This window comes from Limnohabitans sp. TS-CS-82 (assembly GCF_002943475.1).
This window is the reverse complement of the sequence record NZ_PTQX01000024.1, coordinates 35,980-52,944: the sequence shown is the minus strand read 5'-3', so window position 1 is coordinate 52,944 and position 16,965 is coordinate 35,980. Positions and strand designations below refer to the sequence as shown.

The 16,965-nt window shown below is 54.9% G+C and carries 19 protein-coding genes; 17 read left to right on the top strand and 2 right to left on the bottom strand.

The annotated features are described in order from the left end of the window. Positions 1-2 precede the first annotated feature (2 nt). The 4 genes from C5F52_RS30320 to C5F52_RS28830 are packed head-to-tail and all read left to right on the top strand — an operon-like array spanning position 3 to position 1,809. A complete protein-coding gene (locus C5F52_RS30320; protein ID WP_236658045.1) occupies positions 3-113 on the top strand; it encodes a cytochrome oxidase small assembly protein in 111 nt (36 codons plus the stop codon). Positions 114-117: 4 nt separating this feature from the next. After that, positions 118-723 carry a cytochrome c oxidase assembly protein gene (locus C5F52_RS28840; RefSeq protein WP_104801807.1) on the top strand — a complete coding sequence of 202 codons (606 nt, stop codon included), beginning with the start codon at positions 118-120 and terminating at the stop codon, positions 721-723. Continuing rightward, positions 720-914 carry a DUF2970 domain-containing protein gene (locus C5F52_RS28835; RefSeq protein WP_104801806.1) on the top strand — a complete coding sequence of 65 codons (195 nt, stop codon included), beginning with the start codon at positions 720-722 and terminating at the stop codon, positions 912-914. The genes C5F52_RS28840 and C5F52_RS28835 overlap by 4 nt, the downstream gene beginning before the upstream one ends. Before the next feature lie 13 nt (positions 915-927). After that, positions 928-1,809, top strand: coding sequence for a cytochrome c oxidase subunit 3 (locus tag C5F52_RS28830; protein WP_104801805.1), 882 nt, complete (start codon positions 928-930; stop codon positions 1,807-1,809). A 59-nt stretch (positions 1,810-1,868) separates the two neighbouring features. On the opposite strand, the gene C5F52_RS28825 is transcribed toward C5F52_RS28830, so the two are convergent. Continuing rightward, a complete protein-coding gene (locus tag C5F52_RS28825) occupies positions 1,869-2,090 on the bottom strand; it encodes a twin transmembrane helix small protein (RefSeq protein WP_104801804.1) in 222 nt (73 codons plus the stop codon). On the opposite strand from C5F52_RS28825, the gene C5F52_RS28820 reads away from it, so the two are divergent. The 5 genes from C5F52_RS28820 to C5F52_RS28800 are packed head-to-tail and all read left to right on the top strand — an operon-like array spanning position 2,089 to position 6,164. Beyond that, on the top strand, positions 2,089-2,853 hold the full coding sequence (locus C5F52_RS28820; protein ID WP_104801803.1) for an SURF1 family protein: 765 nt from the start codon (positions 2,089-2,091) through the stop codon (positions 2,851-2,853). The genes C5F52_RS28825 and C5F52_RS28820 overlap by 2 nt on opposite strands. Continuing rightward, the gene (locus C5F52_RS28815) at positions 2,831-3,523 is read left to right on the top strand and encodes a hypothetical protein (RefSeq protein WP_236658044.1); all 693 of its coding nucleotides are present in this window, start codon (positions 2,831-2,833) and stop codon (positions 3,521-3,523) included. Before C5F52_RS28820 ends, C5F52_RS28815 begins: the two co-directional genes overlap by 23 nt. A 13-nt stretch (positions 3,524-3,536) precedes the next feature. Next, positions 3,537-4,661: a heme A synthase gene (locus tag C5F52_RS28810; protein ID WP_104801802.1), complete on the top strand. Its 1,125-nt coding sequence runs from the start codon at positions 3,537-3,539 to the stop codon at positions 4,659-4,661. Positions 4,662-4,680: 19 nt separating this feature from the next. Beyond that, positions 4,681-5,568 carry a heme o synthase gene (gene cyoE / locus C5F52_RS28805; RefSeq protein ID WP_104801801.1) on the top strand — a complete coding sequence of 296 codons (888 nt, stop codon included), beginning with the start codon at positions 4,681-4,683 and terminating at the stop codon, positions 5,566-5,568. Continuing rightward, positions 5,568-6,164 carry an SCO family protein gene (locus C5F52_RS28800; RefSeq protein WP_104801800.1) on the top strand — a complete coding sequence of 199 codons (597 nt, stop codon included), beginning with the start codon at positions 5,568-5,570 and terminating at the stop codon, positions 6,162-6,164. Before cyoE ends, C5F52_RS28800 begins: the two co-directional genes overlap by 1 nt. Positions 6,165-6,174: 10 nt before the next feature. Here the strand turns inward: C5F52_RS28800 and C5F52_RS28795 are convergent, their stop codons facing one another. Further along, positions 6,175-7,074, bottom strand: a complete 900-nt coding sequence (locus C5F52_RS28795; protein WP_104801799.1) for a LysR family transcriptional regulator — start codon at positions 7,072-7,074, stop codon at positions 6,175-6,177. Between the two features lie 88 nt (positions 7,075-7,162). Between C5F52_RS28795 and C5F52_RS28790 the strand changes: the two genes are divergently transcribed. Genes C5F52_RS28790 through C5F52_RS28755 form a run of 8 tightly spaced genes read left to right on the top strand, consistent with a single transcriptional unit; the run spans position 7,163 to position 16,962 of the window. After that, entirely contained in the window at positions 7,163-9,295 is a 2,133-nt protein-coding gene (locus C5F52_RS28790) for a 3-hydroxyacyl-CoA dehydrogenase NAD-binding domain-containing protein (protein WP_104801798.1), read from the top strand. Positions 9,296-9,319: 24 nt separating this feature from the next. Continuing rightward, complete coding sequence (locus C5F52_RS28785; protein ID WP_104801797.1) at positions 9,320-10,507, top strand: acetyl-CoA C-acyltransferase; 1,188 nt, start codon at positions 9,320-9,322, stop codon at positions 10,505-10,507. 13 nt (positions 10,508-10,520) lie between these two features. Further along, complete coding sequence (locus C5F52_RS28780; protein ID WP_104801796.1) at positions 10,521-11,708, top strand: acyl-CoA dehydrogenase family protein; 1,188 nt, start codon at positions 10,521-10,523, stop codon at positions 11,706-11,708. A 30-nt stretch (positions 11,709-11,738) separates the two neighbouring features. Further along, positions 11,739-12,875, top strand: coding sequence for an acyl-CoA dehydrogenase family protein (locus C5F52_RS28775; RefSeq protein WP_104801795.1), 1,137 nt, complete (start codon positions 11,739-11,741; stop codon positions 12,873-12,875). A 12-nt stretch (positions 12,876-12,887) separates the two neighbouring features. Continuing rightward, entirely contained in the window at positions 12,888-13,688 is an 801-nt protein-coding gene (locus C5F52_RS28770; protein ID WP_104801794.1) for an oxepin-CoA hydrolase, alternative type, read from the top strand. Next, positions 13,685-14,920, top strand: a complete 1,236-nt coding sequence (locus C5F52_RS28765; RefSeq protein WP_104801793.1) for a CaiB/BaiF CoA-transferase family protein — start codon at positions 13,685-13,687, stop codon at positions 14,918-14,920. Before C5F52_RS28770 ends, C5F52_RS28765 begins: the two co-directional genes overlap by 4 nt. Positions 14,921-14,938: 18 nt before the next feature. Further along, positions 14,939-15,943 carry a Bug family tripartite tricarboxylate transporter substrate binding protein gene (locus tag C5F52_RS28760; protein WP_369954703.1) on the top strand — a complete coding sequence of 335 codons (1,005 nt, stop codon included), beginning with the start codon at positions 14,939-14,941 and terminating at the stop codon, positions 15,941-15,943. 23 nt (positions 15,944-15,966) lie between these two features. Continuing rightward, on the top strand, positions 15,967-16,962 hold the full coding sequence (locus tag C5F52_RS28755) for a tripartite tricarboxylate transporter substrate binding protein (protein ID WP_104801791.1): 996 nt from the start codon (positions 15,967-15,969) through the stop codon (positions 16,960-16,962). Positions 16,963-16,965 lie beyond the last annotated feature (3 nt).

The following is a 16,965-nucleotide window of genomic DNA, read 5'->3' as shown; positions in this document are numbered from 1 at the left end:
ACATGACGCAAGATCAACGCAAAAACAACCTCCGCTTGGGCCTGATTTTGGTCTCTGTGGCGGTGGTGTTCTTTGTCGGATTTTTTGTCAAAGTCATGTTGTTGAACCGCTGAAGCCATGGCCTCACCTCGTCATAACTTGTTGATGTTCAAAAAGCTCGTCGTCGTGGCGGCTGGCATGTTTGCGTTCGGTTATGCCTTGGTGCCCATGTACAAAGCAATTTGTGAATTCACAGGCATCAACATCTTGGCTTTGGGCGAGCGCGAAATTCCAGGCTCTGGCAACGCACGTGCCAAAGCGAAAAACACGCAAGTGGACACGAGCCGCACCATCACGGTCGAGTTCGATGCCAATGCACGTGGCCCTTGGAAGTTCAAGCCTGCGCAAAGCTCTTTGCAAGTGCACCCCGGCGAGATGATGACGGTCATGTACGAGTTTGAAAACGTGCAAGACCGCGTCATGTCTGCCCAAGCCATTCCGAGTTATGCGCCACGCCAAGCGGCAGCGCATTTCAATAAATTGGAATGTTTCTGTTTCAACCAATACACCTTGGCACCTGGCGAGAAAAAGCAGTGGCCCGTGGTGTTTGTGATTGATCCCAAGTTAGCCAAAGATGTGACCACCATCACCTTGTCGTACACCTTTTTTGAAGTCGGCTCCAAAACCCCTGCAGCGCCTACGGCTGCTTTGGATGAGCCGCGCCAAGTCAAGGTGGGCGTATGAGTAACAAAACCTCGCTCATGCGTTCGGTCAAGGCGGTGGCATGGTCATTTTTGGGAATTCGCAAAAGTAGCGAGTTCCAAGAAGATATCGACAAGATCACGCCCTTGCATGTGCTGGGTGTGGGCTTGGTTGCAGTTTTTGTGTTTGTCATCAGCTTGATCGTTTTGGTCAATCTGGTCGTTGCGAAATAATGAAGGAGTGGATATGAGTAGCACCTCACACGGCTCAACGCCTTACTACTACGTACCTGGTGAGTCACGCCATCCGGCGATGGCTGCTTTGGGACTGTTTTTTGTGATCCTTGGCGCAGGCCAATGGATCAATGGGGCAGAGTGGGGCAAGTACTGCCTGTTCTTTGGCCTTGCATTTTGGCTGGGTGTGTTGTACCAATGGTTCGGCGATGCCATTTCCGAAAGCGAAGGCGGTCAATACGGTCACAAAATCGATTTGTCATTCCGCTGGAGCATGAGCTGGTTCATCTTCTCTGAAGTGATGTTCTTTGGTGCTTTCTTTTCTGCTTTGTGGTGGGCTCGCTCGCACTCTGTGCCGATGTTGGGTAGCTTGGACAACGCCTTGCTATGGCCTGATTTCAAAGCCGTGTGGCCCACAGCTGCGGCAGGCATGACAGCTTCACCTGCAGGCATCATTGAGCCCTTCCAAGTGATGACACCGTTCTGGTTGCCCACCATCAACACCGCCTTGTTGTTGACATCGGGCGTGACGCTGACGATCGCGCACCACGCGTTGATTCAAAACAAGCGCGACACCACGATCAAGTTCATGTGGCTCACGGTGTTGTTGGGCGTGGTGTTCTTGTTTGTGCAAGGCTATGAATACGCCCATGCCTACAGCGACATGAACCTCAAGCTCACCTCGGGTGTGTATGGTTCAACGTTTTACATGCTCACAGGTTTTCACGGTTTTCACGTGTTCTTGGGTATGTTGATGTTGTTGGTGATCACCTTGCGTTTGCAAAAAGGCCACTTCACAGCGGACAAGCATTTCGGCTTTGAAGGTGCCGCTTGGTACTGGCACTTTGTAGACGTGGTCTGGTTGGGTTTATACATATTGGTGTACTGGCTGTAAGACAACACCCAGACGTGACAAAGGCCGCATGCGCGGCCTTTGTTTTTGTTGGCTGAAATTTATTGGCCTGCAGCAATGCCGGTGGGTTGTATGTAACCTAGCTGCCAGCCAATCAACACACAAATAAACAAGACGATTGAAATACCGACTCTGAGCCCCAAGGCTTTCACCATCTGCCCCGATTTGGTCTCACCGCTGCGCCCATTGCGCATCATGAAGACCAAGGCGGAGCCCAAGCTGGCGAGGATGGCTAAGAAGGCGAGTGCAACAATGAATTTCATGGCCACCATTATCTCTATTCCACGTCACCGTGCTTTTGCTTGGGTGACATTGGCTATGTTGGTCGGTGTGGTGTTGACGGCGCGATTGGGGTTTTGGCAGCTATCGCGTGCTGCCGAAAAGGAGCAACGCCATGCGGCCATCATGGCTCAAATGGCGGAGCCTGTTCTGGACACGGCCGCTGTGTTGGGCCAGCCTTCGTACTTCAAATCGCTGCATCAACGCGTGGTGTTGCAAGGTGAATGGCTGCCTGAGCACACCCTCTATTTGGACAATCGGGCCATGGACGGTCGCGCTGGTTTTTGGGTCCTCACCCCTTTGCAGCTGGATGCCTCGACGCGTGTGCTGGTGCAGCGTGGCTGGGTGCCACGTCATCAGTTGGACCGAACGCTGCTGCCCGCGATTCAAACACCAGGTGGTTGGGTGCAAGTGAATGGCCGTATAGCCCCGCCGCCTTCTCGCTTGATGGCATTGAGTCAAGAGCCGCAAGCAACAAGCACAGCATCAGGGGTATCTAAGATTCGGCAAAATCTGGATTTAGATGCTTATGCCTCTGACACCGGTGGTGCGCTCGCCGCTGTGGTTTTACAAACCGACGCTGCTTCCGATGGTCTGCTGCGTGAGTGGCCTGAGATCACGGCGGGTGTTGAAAAAAACTTAGCTTATGCCTTTCAATGGTTTGCACTCGCTGCACTGCAGCTGATGCTCTACATTTGGTTCCAATTCATTCAACCTTATCGACATGCAAGACGTTCCTCGCTCTAAATCTCAGCAGCCCTTGGGCATGACGGTGTATGACTTGCCTTCACCCGCCGATGCCTTGCACACCGACGCCAAGCGCACAGCCATGGGCCGTTTACGAATGATCTTGGTGTTGCTCGTGTGTGCAGCACCTGTGGTGGCTTCATATTTCACGTATTACGTGGTGCGCCCCGAGGGGCGTCGCAATTTTGGCGATTTGATTGAACCCGTACGCGCCTTGCCTGATGTGACAGCGCGAGCACTGAATGGCGATGGTGTGCAGTTGCCATCGCTCAAAGGCCAATGGCTTTTGATCAGCGTGAATGGTGGCAATTGCCAAGCCGATTGCCAACAGCAGCTGTATTTGCAGCGTCAAATTTTGGCGGGCCTTGGTAAAGACCGTGCGCGTACCGATTGGGTGTGGTTGATCCATGACAACGCAGACATTCCCAGCAGCATCACACCAGGCCTGAAAGAAGCCACGGTGCTGCGTGTGAACGAAGAGGCGTTGGCGCAATGGCTGCAACCCGCACAAGGACAAGCTTTGCAAGACCATTTGTATTTGGTCGACCCGCACGGCCAATGGATGATGCGCTTTCCAGCGAAACTCAGCCCTGAAGCAGCTTTGAAAACCAAGCGTGACATTGAGCGCTTGTTGCGCGCTGCCGCCTCGTGGGACGAGGCGGGACGCTAAATCAGACAGAGCTATGACTGAGAGCCTCTACAACCTCACGCCTTTGTTGCACTTGCTCATCATGGGCGCCTTGGTCGCCATGGTGCCGCTGTGTTGGGTGTGGCTGCGCAATCCGCAGGCGTCCACGGCACGCCGCGTGCAAGCGCTGACTTTGATCACTTTGTTCATCACCTTTGATTTGGTGTTGTTTGGTGCGTTCACGCGCTTGACCGATTCAGGTCTGGGCTGCCCCGACTGGCCGGGTTGTTATGGCCACGCCAGCCCGGTCGGCGCTCAGTCTGCGATTGCCCTAGAGCAGAGCCAAATGCCTGATGGTCCTGTGACGCACACCAAAGCTTGGATTGAAATGATTCATCGGTACATGGCAATGGCTGTGGGTGGTTTGATCTTGACGTTGGCTGCCTTCGCATGGGTGCGCCGCAGGCGTGGCGATGAAACCTCTGGCGTTCTGTGGCCCACGTTCACTTTGGTTTGGGTGGGAGTGCAAGGCGCGTTTGGCGCTTTGACTGTCACCATGAAACTGTTTCCGCTCATCGTCACCTTGCACTTGATGGGCGGCTTGGTGCTACTCGCTTTGCTCACCCTACAGGTGCAACGCCAACGTTTGGACAGTGCGCGTACTCAGTCCATTTTGTTGCGTCCTGCGCTATTTGGTGCCACGCTGCTGGGTTTGTTGTTGTTGACGGTGCAGGTTTTGTTGGGCGGTTGGGTCAGCACCAACTACGCGGTGCTGGCATGCAACACGTTTCCACTCTGTCAAAACAGTTGGTGGCCACTGATGAATTTTGAGCAGGGCTTTACCTTGTGGCGACATTTAGGTCTTGACGCATCGGGTCAGCCGTTGGTGTTTGAGTCGCTCACGGCCATTCACTATGTGCATCGTTTGGCTGCCTATGTGGTGTTGGTTTATCTGACGGGCTTGGCCTTGTCTTTGCGCCGAGTGTTGGCCCTGAAGACCGCCGCGCATGTGTTGCTTGCTTGCTTGTTGCTGCAACTGCTCACGGGCTTGTCGAACGTCGTCTTCGATTGGCCCTTGGTTGCTGCTGTGTTGCACACCGGTGGCGCTGCGGCGCTGGTGGTGGTGTTGATGTGGATTTTGACCGGTGCGCGTGCCTCGCGCAGCACGGTGTTGAATTGATTGTGAAGAGACCCCGTTTATGAGCCTCGCTTTCCCCCTGATGTCTCGTTTGCGCCAGTTCAATGCGCTGACCAAACCGCGTGTGATTCAACTCATTGTGTTTTGTGCCCTGATCGGCATGGTGTTGGCTGTGCCTGGTGTGCCGTCTTGGCCCGAGATGCAATTGGCGTTGTGGGCATGTTTGGGCATTTGGTTTGTGGCTGGAGCCGCAGCCGCGTTCAATTGCTTGGTGGAGAAAGGCATTGATTCACGCATGAAACGCACGGCCTGGCGACCCACTGCCAAAGGCGAGTTGAGTGACCGCGAAACCTTGCTTTTTTCCACGCTCATGTGCGCGGTAGGTTCGCTGATTTTGTATGTGTGGGTGAACCCACTCACCATGTGGCTGACGTTCGCTACCTTTGTGGGCTATGCGGTGGTTTACACCGTGATCTTGAAGCCGTTGACACCGCAAAACATTGTGATTGGTGGTGCATCAGGGGCCATGCCGCCGGTGTTGGGCTGGGCAGCAATGGCTGGCGAGGTGAGCCCCGAGGCTTTGATTTTGTTTCTCATCATTTTCTTGTGGACGCCGCCGCATTTTTGGGCTTTGGCCTTGTATCGCGTGGAGGACTATCGCAAAGCAGGGCTGCCTATGTTGCCTGTGACGCACGGCAACGAGTTCACGCGTTTGCAAATTTTGCTCTACACCTTTGTGTTGTTTGCCGCGTGTTTGATGCCCTTTGTGTATCGCATGAGTGGCTGGCTGTATTTGGTCAGCGCGGTGATTTTGAGTTTAGGGTTCTGCGGCTATGGTTGGGCCTTGTGGCGCAATTACTCGGACGAGCTGGCACGCAAGACCTTTCGCTTTTCTTTGATTCACCTCAGCCTGTTGTTTGCAGCGCTTTTGATTGACCATTACCTCTGATGTTTTTACACACACGCCGATATTTCTTGGCTGCCTTGGCTGTGCTTGCCTTGGCGGCGTGCAGCCCTGACAAGCCAAAGTTCAACGCCATTGACATCACGGGCGCCGGCTACGCCAAGGGCTTCACCCTGACCGACCACAACAGCCAAAGTCGCAGCCTTTCTGATTTCAAAGGCAAAGTGGTGGTGCTGTTTTTTGGGTACACGCAATGCCCCGATGTGTGTCCAACCTCGATGGTGGAGCTGGCTGAAGTCAAGCGCTTGATGGGGGCTGATGGCGACAAACTTCAAGGTGTGTTTGTGACGGTAGACCCTGTGCGCGACACCGCCGAGTTGCTCAAGGCCTACATGGCCAACTTCGATCCCACATTTGTGGCGTTCATTCCGACGCCTGAGCAATTGGCGGTGGTCGCCAAGGACTACAAGATTTATTACAAAAAGGTGGAGGGGCAAACGCCCACCAGTTACACCATGGACCACTCGGCGGGTAGCTATGTGTATGACACGCAAGGTAACTTGCGTCTTTACAGCCGCTATGGTGTAGGCCCCCAAGTGTTGGCGCAAGACATCCAGACCTTGCTCAAAACAACACCCTGATTTCCCCTTGCTACGATTCGTGCGTGTTGGCTTTCTTGACCAAGAAGTCGATGCAAGTTTTGATCGCACGGGTGCGATGACGCGATGGCAGGTAAAGCAGATACATGTTTGTGCCAAAGATGCTCAGGCGGTGATCATCTAGGCTGGTCACTACTTCGCCATTGGCAATCACATCGGCCACCATGTAGTCGGGCATCAAGCCAATGCCCAAGCCGCCCAGAATGACTTCTTTCAAAAACGGGTAGTGGTCTGAAATCAGGGTGGGCGTCAGCATCACCTCTTGGCGCTCTTCCCCTCGGTACGCACGCAACGACAGTTGGCGCCCCACCACGTTAGCGGTGATGATGGGTTGTGTGCGCAGTTGCGACAGCTCGGTGGGCATGCCGTGTTGTTGGGCAAATGCCTTGGACGCACAGGCCAAGTAACGCACCGTGCCCATGTCTTTGGCCACCATGGTTTCTGGGGGTTGGGGCAGCACGCGAATGGCAATGTCTACGTCGTCACGCAAGTTGTCGATTCGGTTCTCAAACACCACATCTAGCACCACGCCGGGGTAGAGCTTTTTGAACTCAACCAACCAAGGCGTCATCACGATGTGGCCATAGCCACTGGGCACGCTGATACCCACACGACCCTGCAGGCCTTGGCCCAAGTTGGTGACGGTTTCGTGGGCGCTGGCCATTTCGTTGCGAATGGCGCGCCCGTGTTCGCACAGCCGCCAGCCCAGTTCGGTGGGTTCCATGCGTCGGCTGGTGCGTCGTATCAGCTCGGCACCCATGGTTTTTTCAAGCTGGCGCAGGTGGTAGCTCACATTGGCGCGGGTCATCTTCAGCTTGCTGGCGGCCTTGCTGAGATTGCCCGCGTCAATGATGTCGACCAAAAGCGTGAGAGAGGCGAAATCGACGGTCATTAGTAAATATTCTTTGACATAGCGTCAATAAAGTTTGATATTGTCAAGAAATATTATCTGCCAAACTAGCGTATCAAAGACAAAAACAATGAGGAGACTCCGTTTGACTACCCATTCTGAAACGACCGTTGTTCGCACAGCCAAAGATGGCGACTTGCTGGTCGTCACGATTGACCACCCTCCCGTCAATGCCATCAGCGTGGATGTGCGCCGTGGTTTGATGGCTGCGATGGACGAGGCCGAAGCGGATGACGGTGTCAAAGGCTTGCTGCTGTTGGGCGCGGGCCGAGCATTCATTGCGGGGGCGGATATTCGTGAGTTTGGTCGCCCGCCCATGCATCCCATCTTGCCCGAGGTATGTAATCGAATCGAAGCGTGCACCAAGCCTGTGGTGGCTGTTATTCACGGCCCCGCATTGGGTGGTGGTTTAGAAGTGGCCATGGCCGCTCACTACCGTTTGGCTATGCCCGATGCCAAGCTGGGTTTGCCTGAAGTTCAACTGGGTTTGCTGCCAGGCTCAGGCGGTACGCAACGCGCACCTCGCTTGATGGGCGTGGAAGCCGCAGTGGAGTTGATGCTCAGTGGCCGACACATGAAAGCCCAAGAAGCTGTGGACTGCAAACTGGTTGACCAGTTGGGCGAAGGTGCGGATGTGCTGCAAGCGGGCCTGAGCTTTGCACGCGCGTTGCTGGCCGACGGTGCGCCTGTTCGACGCACGCGCGATTTGGATGCGTTCAAAGTGGGATACGACCATCAGTTGGAAGTGCTCGCAAAAATCCAAAAAGATGTCGAAAAGAAATCGCGTGGTTTGTTCTCGCCACTCAAGGTGATTGAGGCGGTGCGTGCAGGCCTACAAATGCCGTTTGACGACGCACTGACCAACGAGCGCCAATTGTTTTTGCAATGCATTGACAGCCCACAGCGTGCAGGTTTGATTCATGCCTTCTTTGCAGAGCGTGAAGTGGTGAAAGTGCCAGAAGTGAAAAGCGTAGCCCCTCGTCCAGTGGCGAGTGTGGGGGTGATTGGTGGCGGCACGATGGGTGCGGGCATCGCGGTGTCGGTGTTGGATGCAGGTTTGCCTGTGACCATGATTGAGCGCGACGACGAAGCTGTGGCCAGAGGCCGACACAACGTCGAGAAGGTCTACAACGGCTTGATCACCAAGGGTCGCATGACCGAGCAAGCCAAATCGCAAGTGATGGCGCGTTTCAGCACCAGCACACACTACGACGCTTTGGCGCAAACCGATTTGGTGATTGAAGCGGTGTTTGAAGAAATGTCGGTCAAGAAGGCTGTGTTTGCAGAGCTTGACCGCGTGTGCAAACCCAATGCGGTGATTGCGACCAACACCTCGTATTTGGACATCAATGAAATCGCTGGCAGTATTTCGCGCCCGCAAGATGTGATTGGCCTGCACTTTTTCTCACCCGCCAACATCATGAAGTTGCTTGAAATCGTGGTGCCAGAAAAGGTGAGCGCAGACGTGGTGGCCACGGCGTTTAGTTTGGCCACGCAACTCAAGAAAGTACCGGTGCGTGCGGGTGTGTGCGATGGCTTCATTGGTAACCGCATCTTGGCGGTGTACCGCGCTGCGGCAGACCACATGATGGAAGACGGCTGCTCACCCTATGAGATTGATGCAGCCATGCGCGAGTTTGGTTACCCCATGGGGCCATTCCAAGTGTCAGATTTGGCAGGCGGTGATATTGGCTGGGCCACGCGCAAACGACGTGCCGCCACGCGCGACCCGAAGGCACGTTATGTGCAAATTGCCGATCGCATTTGCGAGCGAGGCTGGTTTGGTCAGAAAACGGGGCGCGGTTATTACCTCTACCCCGAAGGCTCACGCACAGGTGTGCCAGACCCCGAGGTGCTGCACATCATTGATGCTGAGCGTGTGCGCGCCAACATCCAACCGCGTGCGTTGACGCCAGAGTTGATTGTTCGCAAATACATGGCGGCCATGGTCAACGAGGGCGCGAATGTGGTGCACCAAGGCATTGCGCTGCGTCCCTTGGATGTAGACGTCACGTTTGTGCATGGCTACGGGTTCCCGCGTTATCGCGGTGGCCCTATGAAGTACGCCGACATGGTGGGCTTAGAAAAAATCTTGGCAGACATTCATGAGTTTGCCAAGCAAGACCCCTTGTTTTGGCAAGCATCGCCATTGCTGGTGCAGTTGGTGAAAGACGGCAAAAACTTTGACAGCTTGAACCGCTGATCAGACATTACTTGAAGGATTTGTATGCGTGAAGCGGTCATTGTTTCCACGGCTCGTACACCACTGACGAAGTCGCACCGTGGTGAGTTCAACGCCATCTCTGGTGCAGAGTTGGCTTCGCATGCAGTGAAAGCCGCTGTGCAACGATCTGGTGTTGAGGCCCAGTTGATTGAAGATGTGATTCTGGGCTGCGGTTATCCAGAGGGACGCACGGGCCGCAACGTGGCACGCGCCAGTGTGCTGCGTGCGGGTTTGCCTTTGCAAATTGCAGGTGCCACCGTGAGCCGTTTCTGCGCATCGGGTTTGCAAGCCATTGCCACGGCAGCCGGGCGCATCGTGGTGGACGGTGCACCCGTGATGGTGGCCGGTGGCTTAGAAAGCATTTCAGGTTTGCGCCGAGGCCCCGGAACCTCGGTGGACGATGGCATTGACCCTTGGATGACGCAGCACAAGCCTGACTTGTATTTGCCCATGATTGAGACCGCAGACATTGTGGCCAAGCGCTACAACATCAGCCGCGAAGACCAAGACCATTTCTCAGTCGAGAGCCAACGCAAAACAGCAGAGGCACAGGCAGCCGGTCGTTACAAGGAAGAAATCATTTCCGTCACCACCACCATGGCCGTGACCAACAAAGACACCAAAGAAGTGTCTTACCAAGAAGTGACGGTCGACCACGACACGAGCAACCGTCCAGGTACCAGCTATGAGTCGTTGGCTAAGTTGCCGCCCGTGCGTGGTGAAGGGCAATTCATCACAGCGGGCAATGCATCGCAACTGTCAGATGGTGCATCTGCCTGCGTGATGATGGATGCGAAGCTGGCTTCGCAATTGGGCTTGCAGCCCTTGGGCGCATTTCGTGGCATGGCGCTGGCCGGCTGTGAACCTGACGAGATGGGCATTGGCCCCGTGTTTGCCGTGCCAAAGCTGTTGGCACGTCATGGCTTGACGGTGGACGACATTGATTTGTGGGAACTCAACGAAGCCTTTGCCTCGCAATCCATTTACTGCCAAAAGACCTTGGGTATTCCAGATGAACGGCTGAATGTGAATGGCGGCGCGATTTCTTTAGGTCATCCGTTTGGCATGACGGGCGCACGTTTGGCGGGGCACATTCTGTTAGAAGGCAAGCGTCGTAAAGCCAAGTGGGGCGTGGTCACCATGTGTATCGCGGGTGGCATGGGCGCTGCTGGCTTGTTCGAAATATTCTGACCAAGGGACTGACATGAATTTGAACTTTACCCCTCAAGAAGAAGCGTTCCGCGAAGAAGTGCGTGCCTTTTTGGCACAGAACCTGTCGCCTGCGTTGTCTGCCAAAGTGGCTGCGGGCCAACATTTGTCTAAGGCCGAGATGGAGGGCTGGCACGCCAAGCTCCATGCGCGTGGTTGGTTGGCCAACCATTGGCCCGAAGAGTGGGGCGGCCCAGGTTGGCATGCTGTTGAGAAATTCATTTTTGAAAACGAATGCGCTTTGGCGCATGCACCGCGCATCGTGCCGTTTGGTGTGAGCATGCTCGGGCCGGTGTTGATGAAATACGGTAGCGAAGCGCAAAAAGCACATTGGCTGCCACGCATCTTGGATGGTTCGGACTGGTGGTGCCAAGGCTACTCTGAGCCAGGATCGGGTTCTGATTTGGCGTCGGTCAAAACATCCGCGGTGCGTGATGGCGATCACTACATCGTCAATGGCCAAAAGACATGGACCACGCTGGGTCAATACGCCAATATGATTTTTTGCCTCGTGCGCACAGACCGCGAAGCCAAGTCGCAATCGGGCATTAGCTTTTTGCTGGTGGACATGACATCGCCCGGTATCGAAATACGCCCCATCATCACCTTGGATGGCGCGCATGAAGTGAACGAAGTGTTTTTCACCGACGTCAAAGTGCCAGTGGCTAACTTGGTGGGTGAGGAAAACAAAGGCTGGACGTACGCCAAATATTTGCTCACCTACGAGCGCACCAATATTGCAGGTGTGGGCTTCTCCGTGGCGGGCTTAGAAAAGTTGAAGCTGGTGGCCGACCGCGTGCATTGCAATGGCAAGCCTTTGTCGCAAGACCCCTTGTTTGCTGCACGCATGGCCAAGGTGGAGATTGACCTCGAGAACATGAAGACCACCAACATGCGCGTCATTGCGGCAGTGGCGGGTGGGGGGGCGCCAGGCGCTGAAAGCTCGATGCTAAAAATTCGAGGTACAGAGATTCGCCAAGAAATTTTGTCGTTGACGCGTCGTGCCATGGGGCCTTATGCCGCACCTTATTTGCAAGACGTGTCCGATGCTGAATCACCTTTGGGTGATGAGGCTTCAGCGAAGGCTGCATCGTCTTATTTCAACAACCGCAAGTTGTCGATCTTTGGTGGTTCGAATGAGATTCAGAAAAACATCATTTCCAAAATGATCTTGGGCCTTTGATGGCTGGCTGCGTGTGAAAGGAATAACAAAATGAATTTTGAACATACCGAAGATCGCCGCATGCTGATGGACAGCCTGAACCGTTTTGTGTCAGAGAAATACGGCGCAGACGTACGCACCCAGATTGCCTATGGCGCTGAAGGGCACAGCCCCAAGTTGTACGCACAGCTGGCCGAGTTGGGAACCATCGGCGCGTTATTTCCAGAAGAGGTGGGCGGCTTTGCGGGCGCAGGCTTTGACATCAGTGTGGTGTTTGAATGCTTGGGCCGAGGCATCGTGCCCGAACCCTTGTTGGGCGCTTTGTTGGTGGGGCGTGCCTTGATGCTGGCGGGCAGTGATGCCCAAAAAGAACAGCTGCAGAGTTTGATGGACGGCACAGCCATTGCCGCTTTGGCGCATGACGAACCAGGCGCGCACCATGAGTTGAACCATGTGGCCACCACCGCCAAACGTGAGGGCACGCATTGGGTGCTCAACGGTGTGAAGGGCTTGGTGAGTTTTGGGGAGAAGGCCGATTGCTTGTTGGTGTCTGCGCGCACCTCGGGTGAGACTGGCAGTGAAGCAGGCATCAGCTTGTTCCTCGTGTCGGGTCAGACGGCTGGCATCTCACGCCGATCGTTCAACCGCATTGATGGCGGCCGTGCTTCGGAGTTGGTGTTTGATCATGTTCAAGTACCTGCCGATGCATTGGTGGGATCAGAGGGCGCAGGCTATGCAGTGCTTGAACGTGTGCGCGGCTATGCATTGCTCGCCTTGTGCGCCGAAGCCTTGGGCGCTATGGATGTGGCCAAAGACCAAACCTTGGAATACCTGCGCACACGCAAACAGTTTGGAGCGCCCATTGGTAGCTTTCAGGCTTTACAGCACCGCATGGTCGATGTGCTGCTGGAGGTGGAGCAAGCGCGTTCGGCCGTTATCAATGCAGCGGCCGCCATTGATGAGGATGGTCGCGTGATGCGAGAGAAAGCTTTATCTGCTGCGAAGTACAGCATTGGTCGCATTGGCACGCTGGTGGCAGAGGAAAGCATTCAGTTGCACGGCGGCATTGGCATGACTTGGGAATTACCCCTGTCCCACTATGCCAAGCGATTGGTGATGATTGACCATGAGTTTGGTGACGAGGACCATCACTTGGCGCGTTTCATCGCTTTGAGCCAAACACACTGAGTTAGGAAATCCATGTCGCAAGTTTTAGTCACCCGTCGCGAAGGCGCTGTTTTGGTTTTATCCAATAACAACGTGGCTGCTCGCAATGCCTTGAGCTTTGAGTTCTACACCGCTGTGACCGATGCGTTGCGTGATGCAGCCAGTGACTCATCGGTGGGGGCCATCGTGCTCACAGGCGAGGGCGGCCACTTTTGTTCTGGCGGGGACTTGCGTCAATTGGCCAAACGTCGTGAGTTGCCTCTGCAGGAGCGTCGTGTGCGACTTGAAGGCTTGCATGATTTGATTCGTGCAGTGCGTGATTGCCCCAAGCCGGTGGTTGCAGCCGTAGAAGGTGCAGCCGCAGGAGCAGGGCTTTCGTTGGCCATGGCATGCGACATGTTGGTGGTTGCCAAAGATGCGAAGTTCACCGTGGCCTATGTGAAGGTGGGCCTCACGCCTGATGGTGGTGCAACCGCTTTCTTGGCTGAGTTTGTGTCTCGTCAAGTCTTGACCGAGTTGTGTTTGACCGGTGCCCCCCTCAGTGGTGAGCAGATGCACGCCTTGGGTGCTGTCAATCGACTGGTGGAGTCTGGCCAGGCCCTGGCAGCGGCTACGGCTTTGGCGACTGACATTTCAAAAGGTCCACAAAAGGCGATGAGCCGCATCAAAAACTTGTGCCGCCACGCCATGCGTAATTCTTTAGAAGATCAGCTTGAGCTCGAAGCGCAGTCCATGGTCGAGGCCATGGGTGGCGATGAGGCTTTGGAAGGTATCAACGCCTTTCTGAATAAGCGATCACCCAACTACACCCCATTACGTCAGGTCAGCGAATGAGCACATCTACTTCACATCCAGAACACGATTTGCCTTTAGCGGGCATTCGTGTGCTGGATCTCTCGCGTGTGTTTGCTGGCCCCATGTGTGGCATGGTCTTGGGTGACTTTGGTGCGGAGGTGATCAAGGTAGAGCACCCAGGTCGCGGCGACGATACGCGCGATTGGGGTATTCGCATTGGCAAGACCGAGACGACTTACTACAACAGCATGAACCGCAACAAGCGGTCCATCACGGTGGATCTTCAATCCCCCGAAGGTTTGAAAATCATCCATGCCTTGCTGCCGCAGTGCGATGTGGTGATTCACAACTTCAAAACAGGCGGGGCTGAAAAACTTGGCATTGGTTACGATCAGCTCAAAGCCATCAAGCCCGATTTGATTTACTGCGCAGTAGCCGGTTACGACACCAGTGGCCCCGAAGCGCGTCGACCCGGCTACGACTTAGTGATTCAAGCCGAGGCTGGCTTAATGGCCCTCAATGGCGATGCGCATATGCCACCCTTGAAGTTTGGCGTGGCTGTGGTCGATTTGATGACGGGCATGTATTCGGCTCAAGCAATTTTGGCGGCACTGTTGCGTCGTGAACGTCGTGGTGTAGGCCAACTCATTGAGATGGCCTTGTATGACTGCGGTTTGTCTGTCTCTGGCTATTACGGCTTAGATGCCTTGCATCTCGGGCGCGACCCTGAGCGCTATGGCAACGCACATCCCTCGATCGTGCCCTATGGCATGTACGAAGCAGCAGATGGCCCGCTGATCATTGCTGTGGGCAACAACGCGCAGTTCGATAAGTTTTGTCGCCAAGTCATCTTGCGTCCAGACATCGTGGAGAACCCGCTGTTTGCCACCAACGTCGAGCGGGCCAAAAACCGCAAAGAGTTGGGGCCCATGCTCAAAGCCTTGATTCAGTCGTTCCCGCGAGAAGTGTTGTTAGAGCGCCTGACGGCAGCTGGTATTCCCTGCGGCAAAGTGGCTGGCTTGCATGAGGCACTGACAAGCGAGCGTTCACGCCGTGGCCGCATGGTGCAAGACATGCCGCATCCAGAGGTGGGCACCACGCCCGTGTTTGCACCACCTTACCGTTTGGATGGCCAACGCTTGCCGATACGCAGCGCGCCACCCACATTGGGTGAAGGTACGCGCGCTGTGCTGCAAGAGCTTTTAGCGATGAGCGATAGCCAGCTTGAGGCCTTGCAGGCCGCAGGCGTGTTGACGCTGCCAAACAACTGATGAACCCATTTTTTGGAGATGCCTATGTTTTCTAAACACTCGATGAGTTGCATGTTTCGCTGGGTCTTGATGGTTGCTTTGCTCGGCGTGTTTGCCAGTGGTGTGCAAGCACAGCAGGGCAGTACACCTGATAAAACCATCAAACTGGTGGTGCCATTTCCAGCAGGTGGACCTACAGACACCGCCTCTCGCATCGTGGGTCAACGATTGGCGGAGCGCCTCAAACAAACGGTGGTGGTAGAAAACCGTGCGGGTGCATCGGGTGCGATTGCAGCCGCACAAGTAGCCAAAAGCACACCAGACGGCAACACCTTGATGATGTTGGCCACACCCACCATGCTGGCGCCTCACTTCAACAAAGCAGCAGGCTATGACACCACCAAAGATTTCATGCCTGTGGCCACTGTGTATGACTTACCCATCGTCATTGTGGTCAACACCACACTTTTGCCAGACGTGACCGACTTGGCCAAGCTCATCGCGCACGCCAAAGCGCAACCGAAGCCCATGAACTACACAAGCTCAGGCGTGGGCAGTTTTGGCCACCTGAGTATGGAGTTGTTGCAACAGTTGGCAGGGTTTGAAATGCAACACGTGCCCTACAAAGGCGGCGTGCCCGCCATCACCGACACGATTGGTGGCGTGGTGCCCGTGATGTATTCAGACTTGGTGGCTGCGCTGCCACACATCAAGTCGGGCAAGCTGCGAGCGATTGCCATTGGTTCACCCCAACGCGTGAGCGTGGTACCCGATGTGAAGACCATTTCTGAGCAAGGCATCAAGGGCTATGACGCGGTGTCATGGGGCGGTTTGCTGGTTGTCAAAGGCACACCCAAAGCTGTCGTGGATAAATTGGCCAGTGAGATACAAGCCATCTTGTCTGAGAAGGAAGTGCAAGACCGATTACGCGATGCCGGTTGCATTGCCAACTTTGAGGGGCCCGTTCAAATGGGTCAACGTGTTCAGAATGACTACGCCAAATGGGGGCGGGTGATTCGAGATAGAAGTGTTTCAAACGATTGATAAATAAATAACAGGAGACAAAAATGATGAATCAAAAATCACGCCGCCAAGTCGTGGCCACAGCTGCAGTTGCCTTGATGGCTTTGTGTGTTGGCACGCAAGCACAAGCACAGGCTTATCCCAATAAACCCATCAAGCTGATCGTGCCTTATGCACCAGGTGGTGCTACTGACATCATTGCGCGCACATTGGCTGAAAAATTGGCTGACCGTTTGGGACAGCCCGTGTTGATCGACAACCGTGCAGGCGCTGGTGGTGTCACAGGTACGGATGCCGCAGCGAAGGCAACACCTGATGGCTATACCTTTTTGGTGACTCTGGGTACCACCGTGCTCATCAATCAGTTCTTGTATGAAAAGCTGCCCTACAACCCAGGTCGTGATTTCTCACTCGTTTCGCAACTGGCATTGGCCCCTGTCACGTTGTTGGTGAACCCCAACTCTGGCATCAACAGCGCCAGTGATTTGAGGGCGCATATTCAGAAAAACCCAAGCAAGTTGTCTTATGGCTCTTGGGGTATGGGCTCATACGCACACTTGGCGGGTGCTTACCTGAGCCAAAGCATGTCAGCGGACATGACCCATGCGGCCTACAAAGGCGAGGCGCCCATGTTGCAAGACTTGGTGGGCGGTCAGATCGACTTTGCCTTTGCCAGCGCGCAAACGGCCAAGCCCTACATTGATGGTGGCAAGTTGCGCTCCATCGCTGTGACGGGTGAGCAACGCATGAGCGTGTTGCCAAACGTCCCCACCATGCGTGAACAAGGCTTCAAAGACGACATCTTCCGTGTGACCGGTTGGATTGCCATGGCAGCCCCTGCCAAGACCCCCAATGATGTGATGCAACGTGTGTCTGCTGAAGTGCGTGCCATCGTCGCGTTGCCTGAAACACAAGATCGCATCAACAAGATGGGTTTCATCCCTGTGGGCAACACGCCCGAGCAGTTTGCTGCTGTGTATAAAAGCGAATTCCCAGTCTGGGAGCGTGTGGTGAAGATGTCTGGCGCTAAGCTGGATTGATAA